This is a genomic window from Neorhizobium sp. P1_A6, from assembly GCF_056406795.1.
The window spans coordinates 146,608-166,357 of record NZ_JBFTZM010000009.1; the positions used below are offsets into that span (position 1 = coordinate 146,608).

Sequence of the window (19,750 nt, forward strand, 5' to 3'; positions counted from 1 at the left end):
CAAGGTTTTGGCCGGCAATGTCAAGCTTTCGGGCTTTTCAGCCCTTTCCCTAAAAGAAAAACCCCGGACGAGCCGGGGTTCTCATTCGTTTATCGGCAGACGCTATTTTGTCGGCGCCGGTTTTCGTCGGAAGAGGCCCTTCAGATTGTCGAACAGCTCCACCTTCGCACCATGGCGCTTCATGATGATTGCCTGCTGCGTTACCGACAGAGTGTTGTTCCAGGCCCAGTAGATGACGAGGCCCGCAGGGAAGGAGGATAGCATGAAGGTGAACACCAGCGGCATCCAAGTGAAGATCATCGCCTGGGTCGGATCCGGCGGCGTCGGGTTCATGCGCATCTGCAGGAACATGGTAACGCCCATGACGAGCGGCCACACGCCGATCATCAAGGCATGCGGCACGTCGTAGGGCAGCAGGCCGAAGAGATTGAAAAGCGAGGTCGGGTCGGGGGCGGACAGGTCCTGGATCCACCCGAAGAACGGCGCGTGCCGCATTTCGATGGTGACGTAGATGACCTTGTAGAGCGAAAAGAAGATCGGAATCTGCAGGACGACCGGCCAGCAGCCGGCGATCGGATTGATCTTTTCTTCCTTGTAAAGCGCCATCGTCGCCTGTTGCAGGGCCATTCGGTCGTCGCCGAACTTGGCTTTCAGCTCTTCCATCTTCGGCTGCATGCGCTTCATGTTGGCCATCGAAGCGTATTGCTTGCTGGCCAGCGGGAAGAACAGCGTCTTGACGACGATGGTGGTGAGCAGGATCGCCACCCCGAAATTGCCCACGTGACGGAAGAAGAAGTCCATCAGTTGGAACATCGGCTTGGTGATGAAGTAGAACCATCCCCAGTCTATCAGGCGGTTGAACTGCGGAACGCCGAATTCCGTCTCGTAGCGCGAGACAAGCGGCACTTCCTTGGCGCCGGCGAAGACGAGGTTCTTGATCTCGGTCGACTGGCCCGGCTGAACCGTCAGGTCATCGCCCTTGTAGTCAGCCTGGTAGCTCGCCTGACCGCCGGTGAAATGCGAGAAGCGCGCCACATAAGGCAGCGTCTGCGGCGGCACGATGGTGGCAGCCCAGTACTTGTCGGTGATCCCGAGCCAGCCGGTCTTGGCCTTCTCGTTGGTGTACTGCTCTTTTTCGATATTGGCGTAGGTATGCTCGTTGAGGCTGCCGCTCTCGCCCATCACGCCGATGAAGCCTTCGTGGATGACCCAGACGGCGGGCGTTGCCGGTTTGTTGTTGCGGATGACGCGGCCGTAAGGCGTCAGCGTCACCGGGGCGGCGGTCTTGTTGTCGATCTTGTCGGCAACGGTCAGCATGTAATGGTCATCGACCGAGACGGTGCGCGTGAAGGTGACACCCTTCTCGTTGGTGAAGGTCAGCGTCACCGGCGTCTGCTGGGTCAGCTTGCCGCCGCTTGCGAGCGTCCATTGCGTGCCGGTACCGGGAGCGGTGCCGATCGTTTCATTGGGGATATAGCCGACTTCCGTGAAATAGCCATCCGTCGTGTCGGATGGCGAGAACAGCGTGATGATCGGGCTCTTTTCGTCGACGGTTTCGCGATATTCACGCAGCTTGAGGTCGTCGAAGCGGGCGCCGGTCAGGTTGATGGAGCCGATCAGAGCAGGCGTCTCGATCTGTACGCGTTGCGACCGGGCCAGCGCCTGATCGCGGGAGAGTGCGGCAGTTGCCGGGTTCGCACCAGGCAGGTTCCCCAGGACGCCGGAACCACTCTGAGCGCCGGGGCTTTCCGGCGAAACAGGCTGGGCGCTCTCGCCCTGAAGCGCACGGCTGGCTTCTTCGGCGCGCCGCTGGGCTTCCATCCTCGGGTTCATATAGAGGAACTGCCAGGCAAGAACGATCAGCACCGAGAGCGCGATCGCGATGAAGTAATTGCGGTTCTTTTCCATCATGCTTTCCTGGAACGGGTCTCCTCGGACCGCTTTGGTCTCGGCTTGCTTTCGATACGCTCGATAAGCTGAGCCGTCATATCCGCAAAGGGGGCCTTAAGCACCTCCCGCCGCGCGACAATCACATAGTCGTGTCCGTTCTTCATTGCAAATCCGGCAGATTGCCTCACCACCTCGCGGAGGCGGCGGCGCATGCGGTTGCGTTCGACCGCGTTGCCATGTTTCTTGGTAACGGTGAAACCGACGCGCGGCGCTTCGTCCGGCTGGTTCCGATCAAGGACTTCCAGAAGGAAGTTCCGGCCCCGGCGGGTTTCGCCTTCCCGGACGGCAAGGAACTGCGGCCGGCTTTTAAGCCGCCCGACAGTTTTCTCGTTCTTTGTCTCAGTCGTCATCGCCCGGTCGTCTCGGGCATCTCAGGCCTTAGGCCGAGAGACGCTTGCGGCCACGGGCGCGACGTGCGGAGAGAACCAGACGACCACCTTTGGTGGCCATACGGGTGCGGAATCCGTGGCGGCGCTTGCGAACAAGCTTGGACGGTTGATAGGTACGCTTCATTTATTTTAATACCGCGGTGTGCGGCCCTTCTTGGAGTTTGCCGTCATCACGACGGCAAGAGCGCTTCGGAAAAACGATCTGCGCAGGCGACCGCATGCGTGCAAGCCCGCCGGAGCTGAACGTGGGCGGCTTATAAGAGGACTCCGCCGGAAAAGTCAATCGCTGTCGGGCTTCTTTGCTCGTAAGCCGAGAGCCCGTCGATCTTCCACCAAAGCGCCCGGCTGGGACATTGCGGTGCGGCTGCACCAATATTTCCCCCATGAATTGAGGGGTAAGAAATAGAAGATGTGAGGCATCTTCCCTATCAAACGTCAAATTTATCAACCTGAGGGCGCATCACGGCAAATCGTGCCCGTTGGGGCTGCGTAGGCGCCTTTTTCTCTAAGCGTTTCTTTAATTTCTAAAGGCTAATTTTAGCATTGAATGGAAGAGAAGCTGGTTACGAGCCAGCCCTTCCTCACACGATAAGTCGCGTTGGAAGGGAAAGAAATGAGAATTCGAGGGAAAATCAACCTCCTCGTCGGTCTGATGAGCCTCGTGGCCTGCTTTATTGGCGGCATGGCGCTGTTTGCCATGGCGGAATATCGCCAGATGATGGTTCAATATGAACTGGCCGCTGACCGCGCACACAAGGGCGAGCACCTTAACCGGCTCGTCACGGCCGTCGTGATGGACTCCCGAGGCGTCTACATGTCGAAGGACATCAAGGAGGGCGGAAAATTCGGCGACGGTATCCTCGGTTACCTGGATGAGATGGGCAAGCTTCTCAAGGATTGGGACAAGATCGTCCCTGCCGATGAACGTGTCGCATTCGACAAACTGCTCGCTCGTTCCAAGGAGTTCACCGGCTTTCGGACCGAGACAGCCCGCCTTGGTCGGGAGGTGAGCCCGGCTGCGGCCAACGAGCAGGGCAATAACGACGCCAACCGAAACAACCGTAAAGCCTACCAGGTCGAGATCGATGCGATCGTCGCCACCGACAAAGCCGTTCTCGCCGCCGTTAATGAAGAACTCAACGACTTCACGCAGACCCTTTTCATACTCGTCTCCGCGGTTACCCTGGCAGGCGTAGCCGCCGGTGCCGGTTTCGGCCTTTACCTGGGCCGCCGCCAACTCAGCCATCCGATCACCGATCTGACCCGGTCCATGAAACACATCGCTGCCGGCGAATTCGACACGGTCGTCGGCGGGGCGGATCGCGCCGACGAGATTGGCGATATGGCCGCCGCGATCGAGATCTTCCGCAAGAACGGCATCGAGGTCGCGCGCATGAATGCGTCCGAAGCGACCATGCGCGGCAAGAGCGACGATCTGCAGACCCGCATGGCGGCCGTCGTCGCGGCCGCCGCGGAGGGCGATTTCACCCGCCGTATCGACAAGCAATGGGGCGAGGAGAGCCTCGACCGTTTCGCCCGTGACGTCGACATGCTCGTCGAGAGCGTCGATGCCGGGGTGTCCGAAACCCGGCGCGTCGTAAAAAGCCTTGCCGACGGCGACCTCACCGACAGCATGCGGGGTACGTTCAAGGGTGCATTTGCCGAGTTGCAGCATAATGTCAACGGCACCATGGATACGCTGCGTGGCACGATGCGCAATGTCCGCACCGCCACCGGCTCTATCAACGGGAGCGCCGCCGAGCTCAGCCGGGCGACCAACGATCTGTCTCGCCGCACCGAACAGCAGGCCGCCGCGCTGGAGGAAACTTCAGCCGCGCTCGCGCAGATCACCGCCGTCGTCAAGAGTTCGACCGAGCGGGCGCACGAGGCAACCGTCATGGTCGGCGAGGCCAAGCAGAGCGCGGTCCAGTCGGGCGAGGTGGTGCGCAGCGCCGTCGATGCTATGGGCCGGATCGAGCAGGCCTCCCGCGAGATCGCGCAGATCACCAACGTCATCGACGAGATCGCCTTCCAGACCAATCTTCTGGCTCTGAACGCCGGCGTCGAGGCGGCCCGTGCAGGCGAAGCCGGCAAGGGTTTTGCCGTCGTCGCGCAGGAAGTCCGCGAACTCGCCCAGCGCTCGGCAAGTGCCGCAAAGGACATCAAGGCATTGATCAGCAAATCCGGCGAGGAAGTTGCTGGAGGCGTGATGCTGGTGCAGAAGACCGGCGAGGCGCTGTCGGAAATCGAAACCCGCGTTTTGAGCATCAACGATCATATCCACTCGATCGCCGTCGCCTCCCGCGAGCAGGCGACCGGGCTTGGAGAGGTCAGCACGGCCGTCAACCAGATGGACCAGGTGACCCAGCAGAATGCCGCCATGGTCGAGGAGACGTCGGCCGCGACCCAGACCCTCTCCTCCGAGGCCGATAGCCTGTTTGCACTGGTCTCCAATTTCGACATCGGCCAGGAGAGCGAGCGCGTCGCCGAACCGGTCAGGGCCCCGCGGCCCGTCGCCGCGGCTGCCGTTCATCGGCCGCGCGTCTCTCCGGTGAAGGCGATGACTGGCGCACTCTCGCGGGCTTTCGGCGGAACGGCCACCGCAACGGCAGCCGTTGCCGGGGATTGGGAAGAATTCTGATCCAGTTTCGCATATCGATCGAATAAGGAAGCGGAGATGGGCAACCTTCTCCGCTTTCTCTTTCGCACTGCGGCAAAGGGACTGGTAAAAAACCGCCGAAGCTCTAGAATGGCTGATCATCCCTGTGCCCGCTTCGATCCGGCGGGTCCAGTATTTCGGAAATGGAGATCCGCATGGACGACGAGGTTCATACCTCGGGGCGCTCGGGGTCCTCGCCGGAAGGCGCAGGCCCGGAAACCATGCCGCGTCTTTTCCGCGGCCTTTCCGGCAGGCTCTTATGGCTCACCGTCATTTTCGTGATGATGGCCGAAGTGCTGATCTTCATCCCCTCCGTCGCGACCATGCGGATGAACTGGCTGCGTGATCGTCTGGATACCGCCGCCGCCGCCGGCATCGTCATCGACGGATTGCAGCCCGCTGAACTCCCCCGCGCCGTGCAGGACGATACGCTGCTTGCCACCGGCACCAAGGTGATCGCGCTGCGCAAGGACGGCACCTCGCGGCTGCTGGCTGCCACGGACACGCAGCCCCAGATCGATCAGGTGTTCGATCTCGCCAACACCCCGTTGGTCTCCGCAATGTGCGATGCTGTCGACACGCTCGTCTTCGGCGGTCGCCGGGTCATGCGCGTCTATGGTCCGATCGGCGACAGCGACATGATCATCGAACTGGTCATGACCGATGACGCCCTGCGCAAGGACATGCTGAAATATTCGAAGACGATGTTTCTGCTGTCGCTATTGATCTCCCTGATCACCGCAGTGCTGATCTTCCTCGCCATCAACCGCATGATGATCATGCCGATCCGGCGGCTCACCCATAGCATGCAGCTTTTCTCGGAACAGCCGGACGATCCCGCCCGCGTCTTCAGCGCCGACCGTTCCCGGGGCGAACTTGCCGTCGCAGGCCGCCACCTCACTGCCATGCAGGCGCAATTGCAGCGCATCCTGAAACAGCAGAAGAACCTGGCCGATCTTGGCCTCGCCGTGTCCAAGATCAACCATGATATGCGCAACATCCTGGCATCGGCGCAGCTGATGTCGGATCGCCTGACCGACGTCGACGATCCGATGGTCAGGAGTTTCGCACCAAAATTGTTGCGCACCATAGACCGGGCTGTAGGTTATACGAGCGAAGTCCTGGCCTATGGGCAGGCCTCCGAAGCAGCGCCCCGCCGCCGCCGCATCCGCTTTGCCGCGTTGGCCCAGGACGTGCGTGACATGCTGGCGATCGATCCGGAAATAGGCATTGAATTCCTGGACCAGATCGCTGCTGATCTCGAAGTGGATTGCGATAGCGAGCAGATTTTCCGCGTCATCCATAATCTTTGCCGGAACGCCGTCCAGGCGCTGGTGAATTTCGATCCGCAGGATGCGTCCATGGTTCGCCGGGTAACGGTCTCCGCGCATCGCGTCGGCAGCGTCGTCAGCATTACCATTGACGACACGGGCCCCGGCATGCCCCGAAAGGCCCGCGAAAACCTGTTTTCCGCGTTCCGCGGCTCGGCGCGGTCGGGCGGCACCGGGCTTGGCCTGGTGATCGCCCGCGAGCTTGTTCTCGCCCACGGCGGCACCATCGCGCTTGTCGAAAAACCAGGACCTGGCACGCAGTTCAGGATAGAAATTCCCGATCGTCCGGTGTCGCTGGAGGACTACCGGGCTCGGGCCTGATGCAAATAAATGTTGCTTCTCAACGGTTTGAGCGAGAAGTGACAGCAAAATGACGTTGCCCGCGGTAAAATCGCTTGCAATCGGAATGCGGACGTTTTAGAGGATCGCCACGCAAGCGGTCACGCACTGCTTGCAGACGCACCCGTAGCTCAGCTGGATAGAGCACCAGACTACGAATCTGGGGGTCGGGCGTTCGAATCGCTCCGGGTGCGCCATATTTTTCCGCTAGACGACGCTACAGGCGTCCCTTCATAGTCTAGCGGTCAAGACAATCTTCCCCAAAGTATTGAACCGGCGACCATGTTTCGCGGCTTTCGATCGCAGTCATGCAATGCCTCAGGTGGCCGAGCTGATCCTGCCGAGTGCCTGGCGCAGTCTTGGTGTCGCGAAATCCAGGAAGCTGCGCATCTTGAGCGGCATCTGGCCCCGCGCGGCGTGGATGAGATGGATGGGGGCCGGCTCCGGCTCGAACGATTCCAGGATGATCCGGAGCGCTCCGGCTTTGATCGCGTCTTCCACCTGGTAATGGAGCAGCCGCGTCACCCCGACATTACGCATCGCGGCTTCCGCGGCGGCCTCGGCAGTCGAGACCGAAAGGCGGGGTGCAGCGATCATCTCAGCGGTCGTGCTTGATCCCGTCGATAACATGTGCCGAATCGGCGATGGGATTGGCCCTTCGAATGTCACCCACGGCATCCGTCGAAGGTCCTCGGGTGTCTGCGGAATGCCATCGACCGCCAGCAGGGCCGGGCTGGCGCAGGTGACCATCCGCATCGATCCGATCCGCGTCGCGACCATTGCGCTGTCCGGCAGCTGCCCGATCCGGACGGCCATATCGACATGGTCGTCGACGAGATGAACGTTGCGATCGGCGAGCAGCAGGCGGATGTTGATCTCGGGGAACAGTGCCAGGAAGTCGATGACGATGGGCAGCACATGCAGCCGGCCGAACATGACCGGCGCAGTGATGACCAGTTCACCCTTCGGCGCGGTGAACTCGCCGGCTGCCTCGCGTTCCGCATCCTCGACCTGTTCGAGAATACGCTTCGCGGCGGCCACATAGGTGGCGCCCGCGTCGGTCAGGGTGAGTTTGCGGGTCGTACGGATCAGCAGGCGCGCACCGAGCGACGCCTCAAGCTCGGAGATCTTCCGGCTGAGCGTCGGCACGGGAACCCGGAGCGCCCGGCCCGCGGCAGACAAACTCCCCTTGTCCACCACCTCCAGCAGCATTGACATGGCTTCGAAGCGATCCATCCGCTTTTCCATTTCTTGGTAAGATGAGTTCCAATCTTACTCTATTCTGCAGATCTGTGAAAAGAGGCATTGTTTCTGCTAACTCGCCCGATCGCGGCTCCCGACCTGAAGGAGGTCCATCATGTCCTATGGCTTTCTCGATATTGCCATAACCCCCAGCGTCCGGGCCGCACAGAAAGCGATGGGCGCCGACCACATCTGGCAGAACTTCAACGGCGATCGCGGCTTCGATCGACTGACGGAAAACGAAGCGGCCTTTATCGCGGCCCGCGACAGCTTCTATATGGCGTCGGTTTCGGAAACCGGCTGGCCCTATGTCCAGCATCGGGGCGGTCCGAGCGGTTTCCTGAAGGTGGTCGATGACCGCACATTGGCTTTTGCCGACTATCGCGGCAACCGGCAGTACATCAGCACCGGCAATGTGGCAGCGAACGACCGGGTCAGCCTCTTCCTGATGGACTACGCGCATCGCGCCCGGCTGAAGATCTACGCACATGTCGAAGAGGTGGCGCTCGACGCGGATCCTGAACTGACTATGCTGGTCACCGATCCGAATTACCGCGCCAAGATCGAGCGCATCTTCCGGCTGCGGCTCGAGAGCTTCGACTGGAACTGCCCGCAACACATCACGCCTCGCTTCACCGAGGGTGAGGTCAACGAGGCGGTTCGTCCCTTGAGGGACCGTCTTGCCCAGCTCGAATCCGAAAACGTCGAGCTGCGTGCTCGCCTAGCCGCCCCTGGAGATACCCAATGAGCGATCAACGTCCTCCACTGCCGCCGTTCACACTGGAAACGGCTGTCGAAAAAGTCCGGCTTGCGGAAGACGGCTGGAACAGCCGCGACCCGGTCCGCGTGGCGCTCGCCTATACCGTCGATAGCTTTTGGCGCAACCGCGCCGAATTCGTCCAGGGGCGTGAAGCGATCGTCGGTTTCCTCACGCGCAAATGGCAACGAGAGTTGGATTACCGGCTCATCAAGGAGCTGTGGAGCTTCGGCGAGAACCGCATAGCCGTGCGCTTCGCCTACGAGTGGCACGACGATAGCGGAAACTGGTTTCGCTCCTACGGCAACGAGAACTGGGAGTTTGACGAAAACGGTCTGATGCGCCGGCGCTTCGCCTCCATCAACGACACACCCATCCGCGAGAGCGACCGCCGCTATCACTGGCCCCTCGGCCGGCGGCCGGACGAGCCCCCCAGCCTCAGCGATCTGGGCTTTTGACCCTCGAATGATAGCTTCCCTCGGCGGTGGCAGTTTTACGCGCGTCGCGCCTGCCGGCTCACATGATGAGAGCATTTGTCGATGTGTATGTGGTCAATTTCCCGCAAGTTATAGAACGCTGAGCAAGAGGCTCTATTGATCCGCGCTCCAGGTCGTGTCACGTGCTGCCATATGATGTTTTCCTGAAGAAGAGAAAATGAATCGTGAGAGCGTGGACGCGGTGCGTTCCGAAGAGTTGAAAAAGCCCGGCCGGTTGGCAGGGTTTCTGGCCGGTGGCTTTGGGCCTGCGGCACTTTTTCTCGGCGCCTACTTCTTGCTGAGCGTTACCGTTCGACTGGCGCTTCCCAACGCGCTGACGCTGGACGAGGCCGAGCAGGCGTTGTTTTCACAATATTGGCTGGCCGGTTACGGGCCGCAGCCGCCTTTCTATAACTGGGTTCAGAATGCCTTTGTCAGCGTGACCGGCATTTCGCTTTTCTCGCTGACCCTGCCGAAATTCCTGATGCTGCTTTTGTGCTACGTGTTTTTCGGCATGACGGCACGCGAACTCCATGGGCGGCCCGGCTTTGCTGCGCTGGCGATGCTGAGCCTGCTCACCCTGCCGCAACTCTCCTACATGCCACAGCAGGATCTGACCCACACCGTCGCAGTGCTGATGGCGACGGCGCTGTTCCTCTACGGGCTCTTCCGAACCCTTGTCCGGGCGGATTGGCAGGGCTACCTGATCCTTGGGGTCGCGATCGGCATCGGCACGATCTCGAAATACAATTTCGCGCTGCTGCCCGTCGCTACCATCATCGCCGTATTCTGCGACAGGGAATGGCGCGCCCGTCTCTTTGATCCACGCGTCCTGCTGCCCGCGATCGTCAGCCTGGTCATTGTCCTCCCGCACGCCCTCTGGCTTCTCGGCCATCTCGATCTCGCGACATCAGGCACGATCGGCAAGATGGTCGAGGCGAACGCACCGCATGGTGCCGTCCGTATCGCACGTGCCCTCGGCTCGCTGATGCTTGCCTGCATCGCGTTCGGCGCGCTGACGGTCGTCATCTTCGCGGTCGCCTTTAAAAGGGAGTTCAGGCAATCGCTGAAGGCAGGAGACCGCTGGACGCGCCTTCTGGGCCTGATGATGGCGGTGGGCCTGCTCGGTGTCGTGCTCGTCATCCTTTTCACGGGGACGACCAAGATTACGGAGCGCTGGCTCGATCCCTATCTTCTGCCTTTGCCGCTTTATCTGCTTCTGAAGCTGGAGCGGGCGGGTATCGATACCACGTCCCATCTCAGGCGCTTCGTCCCCGTCTTCGCCGTCATCATGCTCGTGACGCTGGTGCCGCTGGCGGGCAAGACGCTGACGGGCGGGCTCACCGGCGGCTACACCCGGATCAACTATCCGTTCGCCTCCGTCGCCGAGGCTCTGAAAGCTGAAGGTCGACCGGCGGTGATCGTTGCGGCCGGCATGAACCTGGCTGGCAATATGCGGCTACAGTTTCCCGATGTGCCGGTCATCAATTCGGAGCAACCGATCGCCGGGTTCCCGGCTGCGAACGCCGTGAAGGGGCCAGTTCTGGCGATCTGGACCGACGAAGGGGGGACGCCTGGCTCGCCGTCGATCGATCTTTCCTCGATCGAGAGGCTCGGACTGACCCCATCGCCTGCAAAATCCCTCTCCCGGCCTTACTATTACGGCGACGGTAAAATTCAACTCAACCTCGGTTATCTCTGGCTTCGCTGAAGACGGTAGGCAAACCGGCGAGGCTGATATATCTGTTCGGGAAGCCTGTTCGCAGGCGGACAAAGGCTTAGAGGAGATTCCGATGGCTGAGATGGAAAAGGTCGCGCTGATTACCGGCGGCGGGCGCGGCATGGGCGAGGCGATCGCCCGCGAACTGCACGCTCAGGGTTACAAGCTTGCACTGATGTCGCCCTCCGAAAGCTGCGAGAAGCTGGCAGCCGAGCTGGGCAGCGTCGCCTCGCGGGGCGTCGCGGAAAAGGCCGAGGACATCCAGGCGATTTTCGACCTCACCATGAAGACCTATGGCCGCGTCGATGCCGTGGTCAATCATACCGGCCACCCGCCGAAGGGCGACCTGCTCGACATCAGCGACGAGGACTGGACGCTCGGTTCGGACATGATGATCCTGTCACTGGTGCGCATGGCGCGCCTGGTGACTCCGGTCATGCTGGGCCAAGGCAAGGGCGCCTTCGTCAACATCACAACGTTTGCAGCTTACGAGCCGTCATTGATCTTCCCGGTCTCGTGCACCTATCGCGCCGCAGCCGGCGCCTTCACCAAACTCTATTCGGATCGTTATGCCGCCGACAATATTCGCATGAACTGCATCCTGCCTGGGTTCATCGACAGTCTCGACCACAAGCCGGGGACGGCGGAAAAGGTACCGATGAAGCGCGTCGGACAGGTGGAAGAAGTTGCGAAGACGGCTGCCTTCCTGCTGTCTGACGGCGCCGGCTATATCACCGGCCAGAACATCCGCGTTGATGGCGGCATCACTCGCCACGTCTGATCGGGAGCATATGGGATGAGATGGAAGCGCACGATCCAGCTGCTGGACGTTCATTGCGAAGGTGAGATCGGCAAGGTCGCGATCGGCGGCGTGCCGAAGATCCCGGGCGAAACGGTTGCCGATCAGCTTCGCTGGCTGAACACCGATCCGAAGGGCAATGAACTTCGCCGCTTCCTCTGCCTCGAGCCGCGCGGCGCGCCGATCGGCTCCGTTAATCTGCTGCTGCCGCCGAAACATCCTGATGCGGACGCCGCCTTCATCATCCTGCAGCCGGACCAGGCACATGCGAGTTCCGGTTCGAACTCCATCTGCGTCACGACAGCGCTTCTGGAATCCGGCATCGTCGAAATGCAGGAGCCTGAGACCGTCGTGACGCTGGAAACCGCCGCCGGCCTCGTGCGGGCAACGGCCACCTGCCGCGACGGCCGCTGCGAGAAGGTGAAGCTCACCATGGTGCCGTCCTTCGTGCATCAGCTTGACGTCAAGGTTCAGACCCCGTCATGGGGCGAGATCACCCTCGACCTTTGTTATGGCGGGATCTTTTACGGACTGGTGGATGTCGACCAGATCGGCCTGATCATCGAGAAAGGCAATGCGGCAGCGCTCGTCCAGGCCGGCATGGTGCTGAAGGATCTGATCAACAGGCAGGTCGAGGTCGTGCATCCGGAAATTCCGGCGATCTCAGGCGTCGCTTATGTGATGTTCCGGGATACGGAGGCCGACGGTACGGTGCGCACCTGCACGACAATGTGGCCGGGGAGGGCGGACCGTTCGCCCTGCGGCACCGGCAATTCCGCCAATCTGGCAGCGCTTCATGCGCGCGGCAAGGTAAAGGTGGGGGATGTCTTCAAGTCACGCTCGATCATCGGTTCTCAGTTCGAGGTGGGACTGGCGTCCGAAACGGAAGTCGCCGGAAAGCCGGCGATCATTCCGACGATCACCGGCCGCGGGTTCACCTTCGGTCTGCATCAGATCGCTCTTGATCCATTTGACCCGTTGTCGGACGGCTTTGCGATGACCGACGTATGGGGGCCGTCCGCCGGAGAAATCTGAGCTTTCAGATTTCCTTGCCGTTGCCGGCCGTCTGTTCCATGTCGCCCGGCTTCAGCACCAGCGAATTGACACCTTCGGTCGTTGCGGGGGCGCTCGGACCCGGGACAACACCCAGCTCCTGCATCTGCATGAATTTGTAGGCGCCGAAGACGTCGCCCTTCTCGGCAGCTTTGCCGTACATTTCAGCAGCCTTCAGAGCATTTGCTTCGATGCCTTCGCCGGCTTCGTACATCAGCCCGAGATTGATCATTGCATCGGCATTGCCGCGCTGGGCCGCAAGGTCGTACCAGGCGATCGCGGTCTGGTCGTCCTGCTCTACGAGGTGGCCTTCGTCATAGATCGCGCCAATGTTGAAGGCAGCGGTATCGTCGCCTTCCGCTGCCGCCTTTTCAAACCAACTGAGCGCCCGCTTGACATCCGGCTGGGTGCCGAGGCCATCGCGATAGGCGACACCGAGATTGTAGGCGGCAAGAACGTTGCCGCTGTTGGCGGCTTCCGTATAGAACTGGAATTCGGATCGCTCGTCGCCGAGCCGGCCCATCAGCATGCCGAAATTGACCTTGGCGGCGGGATACCCGGCCTTGACCGCAACATCATACGCGCTCATCGCCTGGCCGGCCTGCTGGGTCTTGTTGAGAGCCCGGCCGAGCTGATAGGCGAAGCGCGGGTTGCCGGTCGTGTCATAGGCCATACGGCAGGCGTCCACCGCGGTGCCGTCTATATCGGAAATGCCGACCGGGGCGAATTCGCCGTTGCGCTGCTGATCGTAGGGGCTGCCGGCGAGGCGATCGCACTCCGTCTGCATGGCAGACGCGAGTTGCAGGTTGGCCCGCTCCTCTGCGCCTAGCGAAACGGTCAGCGCGCAGAGCGCTGCAGCAGTACCTGTGGCAATCGCAAAACCCCTGTTGACTTTGGAGAAGCGGGATTTCATTGTTCGCTCCGATTTACTGATTCTTCAGATTGCTTAACGAACGCTGCTAGCGGGCGCCGGTTCCGTGTGCCTTTCATCTTTCGTGCGCGATGAGCCTTTGGATCCCGCACGTTTGCGTGAGAAGTAATCTGCATCGGGCCTGCTGGATTGTAGGTTCCTCGCATGATCGGATTGTTTTGGCCGAGCCATTGATGTTATGGCGGACAAATCGATCACGTCCGGAAGCTTCCCATGAAAACGCTCACGCTCCGCCGCCCCGATGACTGGCACCTGCACCTGCGCGACGGCGACGTCCTCAAGGCGGTGATCGGCGATACGAGCCGACATTTCGCACGCGCAATCATCATGCCCAACCTGGTGCCGCCGGTGGTGACGACCTCGGATGCCAGGGCCTATCGCGAGCGCATCCTCGCCGCCCTTCCGGCCGGTGATCGCTTCGAGCCGCTGATGACGCTCTACCTGACGGAGCATACCGATCCGGACGATGTGGAAGAGGGAGGCAAGAGCGGGCTGATCTCAGCCGTGAAGCTTTATCCCGCCGGTGCCACCACCAATTCCCATGGCGGCGTGCGCGACTTCAACAAGGCGATGCCGGTTCTGGAGCGCATGGCGAAGATCGGCCTGCCGCTCTGCGTACACGGCGAGGTGACCACGCCGGAAATCGACATCTTCGACCGCGAGGCCGTCTTCATCGAGACAGTGCTCGATCCGCTGCGCAAACGCCTGCCGGAACTGAAAGTCACCATGGAACACGTGACGACTGCCGACGGCATCGACTACATCAAATCGTCGGAGGGAAATCTCGCCGGTTCGATCACCACCCACCACCTGATCATCAATCGCAATGCCATCCTGGTCGGCGGCATTCGTCCACATTATTATTGCCTGCCGGTCGCCAAGCGCGAGAACCATCGCCTCGCACTACGGGCGGCCGCGACATCCGGCGATCCGCGTTTCTTCCTCGGCACCGATTCCGCACCTCATGTCGATCCGCTCAAGGAATGCGCCTGCGGCTGCGCCGGCATCTACACGTCGGTCAACACCATGAGCTGCCTTGCGCATGTGTTCGAGGATGACAATGCGCTCGACAAGCTGGAGGCGTTCACCTCGCTCAACGGCCCGGCCTGGTACGGACTGAAGCCGAATGAAGAGACCATAACGCTTGAAAAGCGTGATGAGCCGGTGAAGTTTCCGGACAAGCGCGACAGCGGCGCCGGGCCGATCACGGTCTTCGATCCGATGTTCCCGCTTCATTGGCAAGTGCTTGATAAGTAAATTCTAATGGTCGCCGGTTGATGGCATTTTCGACCGATCCGGTAACCTTTTGGATAGAATCCGGGCTTAGCTTGGCGCCCAAGATTTTCCGGCGGGGATGTACCCGAAGAGAAAGCTAGGCATGATGCTCGACTACCATTCTCTTCTGCTCGCGCTGGGCGTCTCAGCGGCGTGCCTGATGGTGACGCTGTTCGGCACATGGTATTCCCGTCGCACCGATTCTTTCCTTCTCACCCTCGTCATCGCCCTCTGCCTCACTGTTTCAGGTATCTTCGCCTATAGTTCCTACACCGTCGAAGCCGGCGTCGTCGGCGCCTCGATCGCCTATACGTTCCTGATGGCCGGGTTCAGCACGATCTATGCAGCATCCGTCCAGTTTCGCAGCGGCAATCGGCCGTGGATGATGGCCGTTGCCATCACGGCCGCCGCCGCGACTTTCGGTCTGCCGCTGATGATTACGGGCCTCGACGGTCTCGGTTTCATCGTCATGAACCTCGCGACGGCTCTGCTGCTTCTCGAAACGGCCAGACAATATTGGTGCGCCCGCCGCGAGGCGCCGGGACCGCTGATCGGAATGGCGGTACTTTATGCCGCAACCTCCGTCTCGTTTGCCTTGTGTGCTTTGGTTCTAATCGACGGGCAACAATGGTTGCTGGGCCACGCGCCAGACAATTGGGCCGAAAACCTCAATATCGCTGTCTGCATTGCCGGCATGACCGGCATCGGCGCGCTGTCGCTGGCGCTCCACCAATGGCGCATGGCAGCCCACCATCGCCACGAGGCGATGACCGATGCCCTGACGGGGCTTCTCAACCGCCGCGCTCTCTTCGAGCAGCATGCCCATCGCATGCTTGGTTCCTCGACCGCGGTCATCGTTTTCGATATCGATCGGTTCAAGGCCATCAACGATCAGCATGGCCACGCCGCCGGCGACCAGGTGCTGAGGTTGTTTGCCGAAGACCTCGCGAGCGGTATGAAAACCCGCCATACCGTCGCGCGGCTTGGCGGCGAGGAATTCGTGATGATCCTCGACGGCGTTCTCCCCGGACGGGCAGAGCGGATCGCCAACGACATCTCCCGCCGCTTCGCCGCCCGCGACATCGTCATCGGCGAGGCTATGCTGAAATGCACAGTCAGCGCCGGTGTGGCGGTCGGTGCCCCGGAAGGCCAGCCTTTCGAAACCGTGCTGGGCCTTGCCGACACCGCGCTCTATGAAGCAAAACGGGCCGGCCGCGACCGCGTCGAGGTCGCGGGCTATCTGCGACCGGTGGACCTGAACGAAACCCGCACCACCGCCTGATCCCCTCCTTATTTTCCACATCGTCTGGCGTACTCTGCCGCATGCTGCTATTGCGGCGCGTGGTTTTGACAAAAGGAGCGGGCGCATGATTCAAACCACATTTCCAGACCGCGGCGTGATGGCCGAACTGATGGCAAAGATGCTCTGGGAGATCGGAGCGGTTCATTTCAGCGCCGACAAGCCCTACAAGTTCGCCTCCGGCCTGATGAGCCCGGTCTATATCGACTGCCGAAAGCTGATTTCATATCCGCGAATCCGCTCGGCGATCATGGATTTCGCGGCCGCCACCGTCATGCGCGAAGCAGGCTTTGAAAAGTTCGATTGCATCGCGGGCGGCGAGACGGCGGGCATTCCGTTTGCCGCATTCCTCGCCGAGCGGCTCGGCCTGCCGATGATCTATGTCCGCAAGGCGCCGAAGGGTCATGGCCGCAATGCGCAGATCGAAGGCCATATGCCGGAGGGCGCGCGCGTGCTGGTCATCGAGGACCTGACGACCGCCGGCGGCAGCATGTTCCAGTTTATCGACGCGATCCGCGCAGCCGGCGCTACTGTCGATCACGGCATCGCGCTCTTCTTCTACGATATCTTCCCGGAAGCCTACGAGCGTTTTTCGAACGGTCAGGTGAAGCTTCATCATATCGCCACCTGGCGCAATGTCTTGGCCGCAGCCAGGGAAGGCAAGCTTTTCGATGACAACACGCTCTCGGAAGTCGAGGCCTTTCTCGATGCGCCGCTGGCCTGGTCGGGACGCAATGGCGGCGTCAGCGAGATCGCGCTCTGAATTTTTGCTCTGGCCTTTTGGCAAAAGCTCGCTTAATCGATTGAAAAACTGCTGAGGAAGCGCGCGGGAGGATTTTATGATTTTGTGCTGCGGCGAAGCCCTGATCGATATGCTTCCGCGTGACACCACGCTCGGTGAAAAAGGCTTTGCGCCTTACGCCGGCGGTGCGATCTTCAACACCGCGATAGCGCTTGGGCGGCTCGGGCAGCCGACCGCGTTTTTCACCGGCATTTCCGATGACTTGATGGGCGATGTCCTGCGGGACACGTTGGCAAAGAGCGGCGTGGACTACAGCCTTGCGGCTGTCTCTTCTCGCCCGACCACGATTGCCTTCGTGAAACTCGTCAACGGCCAGGCGACCTATGCATTCTACGACGAAGGCACTGCCGGCCGGATGATCACCGAGGCCGACCTGCCGGTGCTCGGCGATGACTGCGAGGCCATGCATTTCGGCGCGATCAGCCTGATCCCCGAACCCTGCGGCGCGACCTACGAGGCGCTGATGGCGCGCGAATACCGCAAGCGGGTGATCTCCTTCGATCCGAACATTCGCCCGGGCTTCATCAAGGACAAGCCAAAACACATGGACCGCGTCCGCCGGATGGCGGCCATGTCCGACATCATCAAATTTTCCGACGAGGACCTCGACTGGTTCGGCATGCAGGGCGACCATGACACGCTGGCGGCGCATTGGCTGGACCAGGGCGCCAAGCTGGTGGTCCTGACCCGCGGCGCGGATGGCGCCACCGGTTATACCAAAAACTTCAAGGTTTCGGTGCCGAGCGAGCGCGTGACGGTGGTCGATACAGTCGGCGCAGGTGATACGTTCGATGCGGGCATTCTGGCCTCGCTGAAGATGCAGGACCTGCTGACCAAGGAAAAGGTTGCGGGCTTGACCGAGGATGCCGTGAGCAAAGCTCTCGCACTCGGCGCAAAGGCCGCTGCCGTCACGGTATCGCGGGCGGGCGCCAACCCGCCTTTCGCCCATGAGATCGGTCTCTGAGGTCCTATCTTCGGTCTGCAAAGGGAAATAGTTCGGCCCCCTGATGAGGGCCGAAAAGTCATTTCCGGGCCGCTAGCAGCGCCTTCACCAGCCCCTGCGTCGAGGCATCGTGGCCGGAAGCACTTTCCTTGCCTTCCACGACGGGCAGCAGGCCGGTCGCCAGTTCCTTGCCGAGCTCGACGCCCCACTGGTCGAACGAGTTGATGCGGAAGAGCACGCCTTCGACGAACACCCGATGTTCGTAGAGCGCGATCAGCCGGCCGAGCGCAAACGGTGTCAGCTTGTCGTGGACGAAGGTGATCGAAGGGCGATTGCCCGTGAAGACGCGATGTGGCGCGATGAAATCGGCTTGCTTGTCATCCATGCCCTTGTCGGTCAGCTGCTTCTTGGCCTCCTCGAAGGAGCGGCCCTTCATCAGCGCTTCCGACTGCGCCAGAACGTTGGCGATCAAAAGCTCGTGTTGGTGGCGCAGGTGCGGCTCGAAACTGTTGGCGGCGATCATGAACTCGGCCGGGATGACGCTCGTGCCCTGGTGGATGAGCTGATAGAAGGCGTGCTGGCCATTGGTGCCGGGTTCGCCCCAGACGACAGGACCGGAATTGCCCTCGACCGGCGTGCCGTCGATCGTCACGCCCTTGCCGTTCGATTCCATGTCGAGCTGCTGCAGATAGGCCGGGAAGCGCAGCAGCCGCTGGTCGTAGGGCAGGATGGCGCGAGACGGATATCCGAGAACGTTGCGGTGATAGAAGCCGATCAGGCCGAGCAACATCGGCAGGTTCTGGCGCACCGGCGCGGTGCGGAAATGGGTGTCCATCGCATGCGCGCCGTCGAGGAACTTCCCAAAGTTCTCACGCCCGACAGCGATCATCAGCGGCAAGCCGATCGCCGACCAGATCGAATACCGTCCGCCGACCCAATCCCAGAACCCGAAGATGCGGTCGCTCTCGATGCCGAAGGCGGCGACCTTGTCGAGCGCGGTGGAGACGGCGCAGAAGTGATGACCGACGGCTGCTTCCCCGAGCTTGTCGGCGATGAAGGCACGCGTCGAGGCAGCATTGGTCATCGTCTCGATGGTGGTGAAGGTCTTCGAGGCGACGATGAACAGCGTCGTTTCCGCGTCGAGCAGCTTCAGCGTGTCGGCGATATGGGCGCCGTCGACGTTGGAGACGAAATGCGCCCGTGGGCCGTCATGGAAAGGCGCCAGCGCCAGGGTGACCATGACCGGGCCAAGATCGGAGCCGCCGATGCCGATATTGACGATATCGGTGATCTTCTTGCCGGTCGCACCCTTCAGCGCGCCCGAGCGGATGCCGTCGGCGAACTTGCCCATCGCGGCGAGCACGCCGTTGACGTCCGGCATCACGTCCTTGCCGTCGACCAGCACAGGCGTATTGGAGCGGTTGCGCAGTGCCGTGTGCAGCACGGCGCGGCCTTCGGTGAAGTTGATCGCGACGCCCGAGAACATCTCCTCGCGCTTCTTGGCGACGCCGCCCGCATCCGCCAGCTTTTCGAGCAGCACCATGATCTCGTCGTTCACCGCCGTCTTGGAATAGTCCATCAGCAGGTCGTCGAACGTGGCGCTGAACTTTGCGAAACGGCCGGAATCGGCTGCGAAGGCGGCGCGGATATCCGTGGCATTGGTTTTCGCGACGGTGGACTTCAGGTCTTGGACGATGGCCTGCATGGGTGATTCCTCGGCACTCGAAATGGGATGATCGGGAACCTATTCCGTTTTGATGTCAAATCAAGCACGGCCGTGGCGG

The 19,750-nt window shown here is 61.2% G+C and carries 17 protein-coding genes and 1 tRNA gene; 12 read left to right on the plus strand and 6 right to left on the minus strand.

Going from position 1 to position 19,750, the window contains the following annotated elements; all coding sequences use genetic code 11:
- Window positions 1-102: 102 nt before the first annotated feature.
- The 3 genes from yidC to rpmH are packed head-to-tail and all read right to left on the minus strand — an operon-like array spanning window position 103 to window position 2,463.
- On the minus strand, window positions 103-1,908 hold the full coding sequence (gene yidC, locus AC1D3C_RS19090) for a membrane protein insertase YidC (RefSeq protein ID WP_038539288.1): 1,806 nt from the start codon (window positions 1,906-1,908) through the stop codon (window positions 103-105).
- A complete protein-coding gene (gene rnpA / locus AC1D3C_RS19095; protein ID WP_477483968.1) occupies window positions 1,908-2,300 on the minus strand; it encodes a ribonuclease P protein component in 393 nt (130 codons plus the stop codon). The genes yidC and rnpA overlap by 1 nt, the downstream gene beginning before the upstream one ends.
- Window positions 2,301-2,328: 28 nt before the next feature.
- The gene (rpmH, locus tag AC1D3C_RS19100; protein WP_080719113.1) at window positions 2,329-2,463 is read right to left on the minus strand and encodes a 50S ribosomal protein L34; all 135 of its coding nucleotides are present in this window, start codon (window positions 2,461-2,463) and stop codon (window positions 2,329-2,331) included.
- Between the two features lie 489 nt (window positions 2,464-2,952).
- On the opposite strand from rpmH, the gene AC1D3C_RS19105 reads away from it, so the two are divergent.
- The 3 genes from AC1D3C_RS19105 (at window position 2,953) to AC1D3C_RS19115 (ending at window position 6,865) form a co-directional block, all read left to right on the plus strand.
- Window positions 2,953-4,980, plus strand: a complete 2,028-nt coding sequence (locus AC1D3C_RS19105; RefSeq protein WP_477483969.1) for a methyl-accepting chemotaxis protein — start codon at window positions 2,953-2,955, stop codon at window positions 4,978-4,980.
- Between the two features lie 239 nt (window positions 4,981-5,219).
- Window positions 5,220-6,650, plus strand: a complete 1,431-nt coding sequence (locus AC1D3C_RS19110; RefSeq protein WP_244447546.1) for a sensor histidine kinase — start codon at window positions 5,220-5,222, stop codon at window positions 6,648-6,650.
- Between the two features lie 138 nt (window positions 6,651-6,788).
- Window positions 6,789-6,865 (plus strand) — tRNA-Arg (locus AC1D3C_RS19115).
- A 121-nt stretch (window positions 6,866-6,986) separates the two neighbouring features.
- Here AC1D3C_RS19115 and AC1D3C_RS19120 read toward each other — a convergent pair.
- The gene (locus AC1D3C_RS19120; RefSeq protein ID WP_477483970.1) at window positions 6,987-7,904 is read right to left on the minus strand and encodes a LysR family transcriptional regulator; all 918 of its coding nucleotides are present in this window, start codon (window positions 7,902-7,904) and stop codon (window positions 6,987-6,989) included.
- 121 nt (window positions 7,905-8,025) lie between these two features.
- Here AC1D3C_RS19120 and AC1D3C_RS19125 point away from each other — a divergent pair, with 121 nt between their 5' ends.
- From AC1D3C_RS19125 to AC1D3C_RS19145, 5 genes are all read left to right on the plus strand, one after another.
- Complete coding sequence (locus AC1D3C_RS19125) at window positions 8,026-8,658, plus strand: pyridoxamine 5'-phosphate oxidase family protein (RefSeq protein ID WP_477483971.1); 633 nt, start codon at window positions 8,026-8,028, stop codon at window positions 8,656-8,658.
- Window positions 8,655-9,125, plus strand: coding sequence for a nuclear transport factor 2 family protein (locus AC1D3C_RS19130; protein ID WP_477483972.1), 471 nt, complete (start codon window positions 8,655-8,657; stop codon window positions 9,123-9,125). Before AC1D3C_RS19125 ends, AC1D3C_RS19130 begins: the two co-directional genes overlap by 4 nt.
- Before the next feature lie 196 nt (window positions 9,126-9,321).
- On the plus strand, window positions 9,322-10,854 hold the full coding sequence (locus AC1D3C_RS19135) for an ArnT family glycosyltransferase (RefSeq protein WP_477483973.1): 1,533 nt from the start codon (window positions 9,322-9,324) through the stop codon (window positions 10,852-10,854).
- Window positions 10,855-10,936: 82 nt separating this feature from the next.
- On the plus strand, window positions 10,937-11,644 hold the full coding sequence (locus AC1D3C_RS19140; protein ID WP_477483974.1) for an SDR family oxidoreductase: 708 nt from the start codon (window positions 10,937-10,939) through the stop codon (window positions 11,642-11,644).
- Between the two features lie 15 nt (window positions 11,645-11,659).
- On the plus strand, window positions 11,660-12,697 hold the full coding sequence (locus AC1D3C_RS19145; RefSeq protein WP_477483975.1) for a 4-hydroxyproline epimerase: 1,038 nt from the start codon (window positions 11,660-11,662) through the stop codon (window positions 12,695-12,697).
- A gap of 4 nt (window positions 12,698-12,701) precedes the next feature.
- Here the strand turns inward: AC1D3C_RS19145 and AC1D3C_RS19150 are convergent, their stop codons facing one another.
- A complete protein-coding gene (locus tag AC1D3C_RS19150) occupies window positions 12,702-13,628 on the minus strand; it encodes a tetratricopeptide repeat protein (RefSeq protein WP_247136748.1) in 927 nt (308 codons plus the stop codon).
- A gap of 231 nt (window positions 13,629-13,859) precedes the next feature.
- On the opposite strand from AC1D3C_RS19150, the gene pyrC reads away from it, so the two are divergent.
- The 4 genes from pyrC to AC1D3C_RS19170 all read left to right on the plus strand — a co-directional run bounded on the left by pyrC (window position 13,860) and on the right by AC1D3C_RS19170 (window position 17,987).
- Window positions 13,860-14,903 (plus strand): dihydroorotase, encoded by a 1,044-nt coding sequence (gene pyrC / locus AC1D3C_RS19155; RefSeq protein ID WP_477483976.1) that lies wholly within the window; start codon window positions 13,860-13,862, stop codon window positions 14,901-14,903.
- 121 nt (window positions 14,904-15,024) lie between these two features.
- Window positions 15,025-16,203: a GGDEF domain-containing protein gene (locus AC1D3C_RS19160; protein ID WP_477483977.1), complete on the plus strand. Its 1,179-nt coding sequence runs from the start codon at window positions 15,025-15,027 to the stop codon at window positions 16,201-16,203.
- 85 nt (window positions 16,204-16,288) lie between these two features.
- Entirely contained in the window at window positions 16,289-16,984 is a 696-nt protein-coding gene (locus AC1D3C_RS19165; RefSeq protein ID WP_477483978.1) for an orotate phosphoribosyltransferase, read from the plus strand.
- 76 nt (window positions 16,985-17,060) lie between these two features.
- Window positions 17,061-17,987 (plus strand): carbohydrate kinase family protein, encoded by a 927-nt coding sequence (locus AC1D3C_RS19170; RefSeq protein WP_247136752.1) that lies wholly within the window; start codon window positions 17,061-17,063, stop codon window positions 17,985-17,987.
- 58 nt (window positions 17,988-18,045) lie between these two features.
- Here AC1D3C_RS19170 and pgi read toward each other — a convergent pair whose 3' ends face one another.
- A complete protein-coding gene (gene pgi, locus AC1D3C_RS19175) occupies window positions 18,046-19,671 on the minus strand; it encodes a glucose-6-phosphate isomerase (protein WP_477483979.1) in 1,626 nt (541 codons plus the stop codon).
- Window positions 19,672-19,750 lie beyond the last annotated feature (79 nt).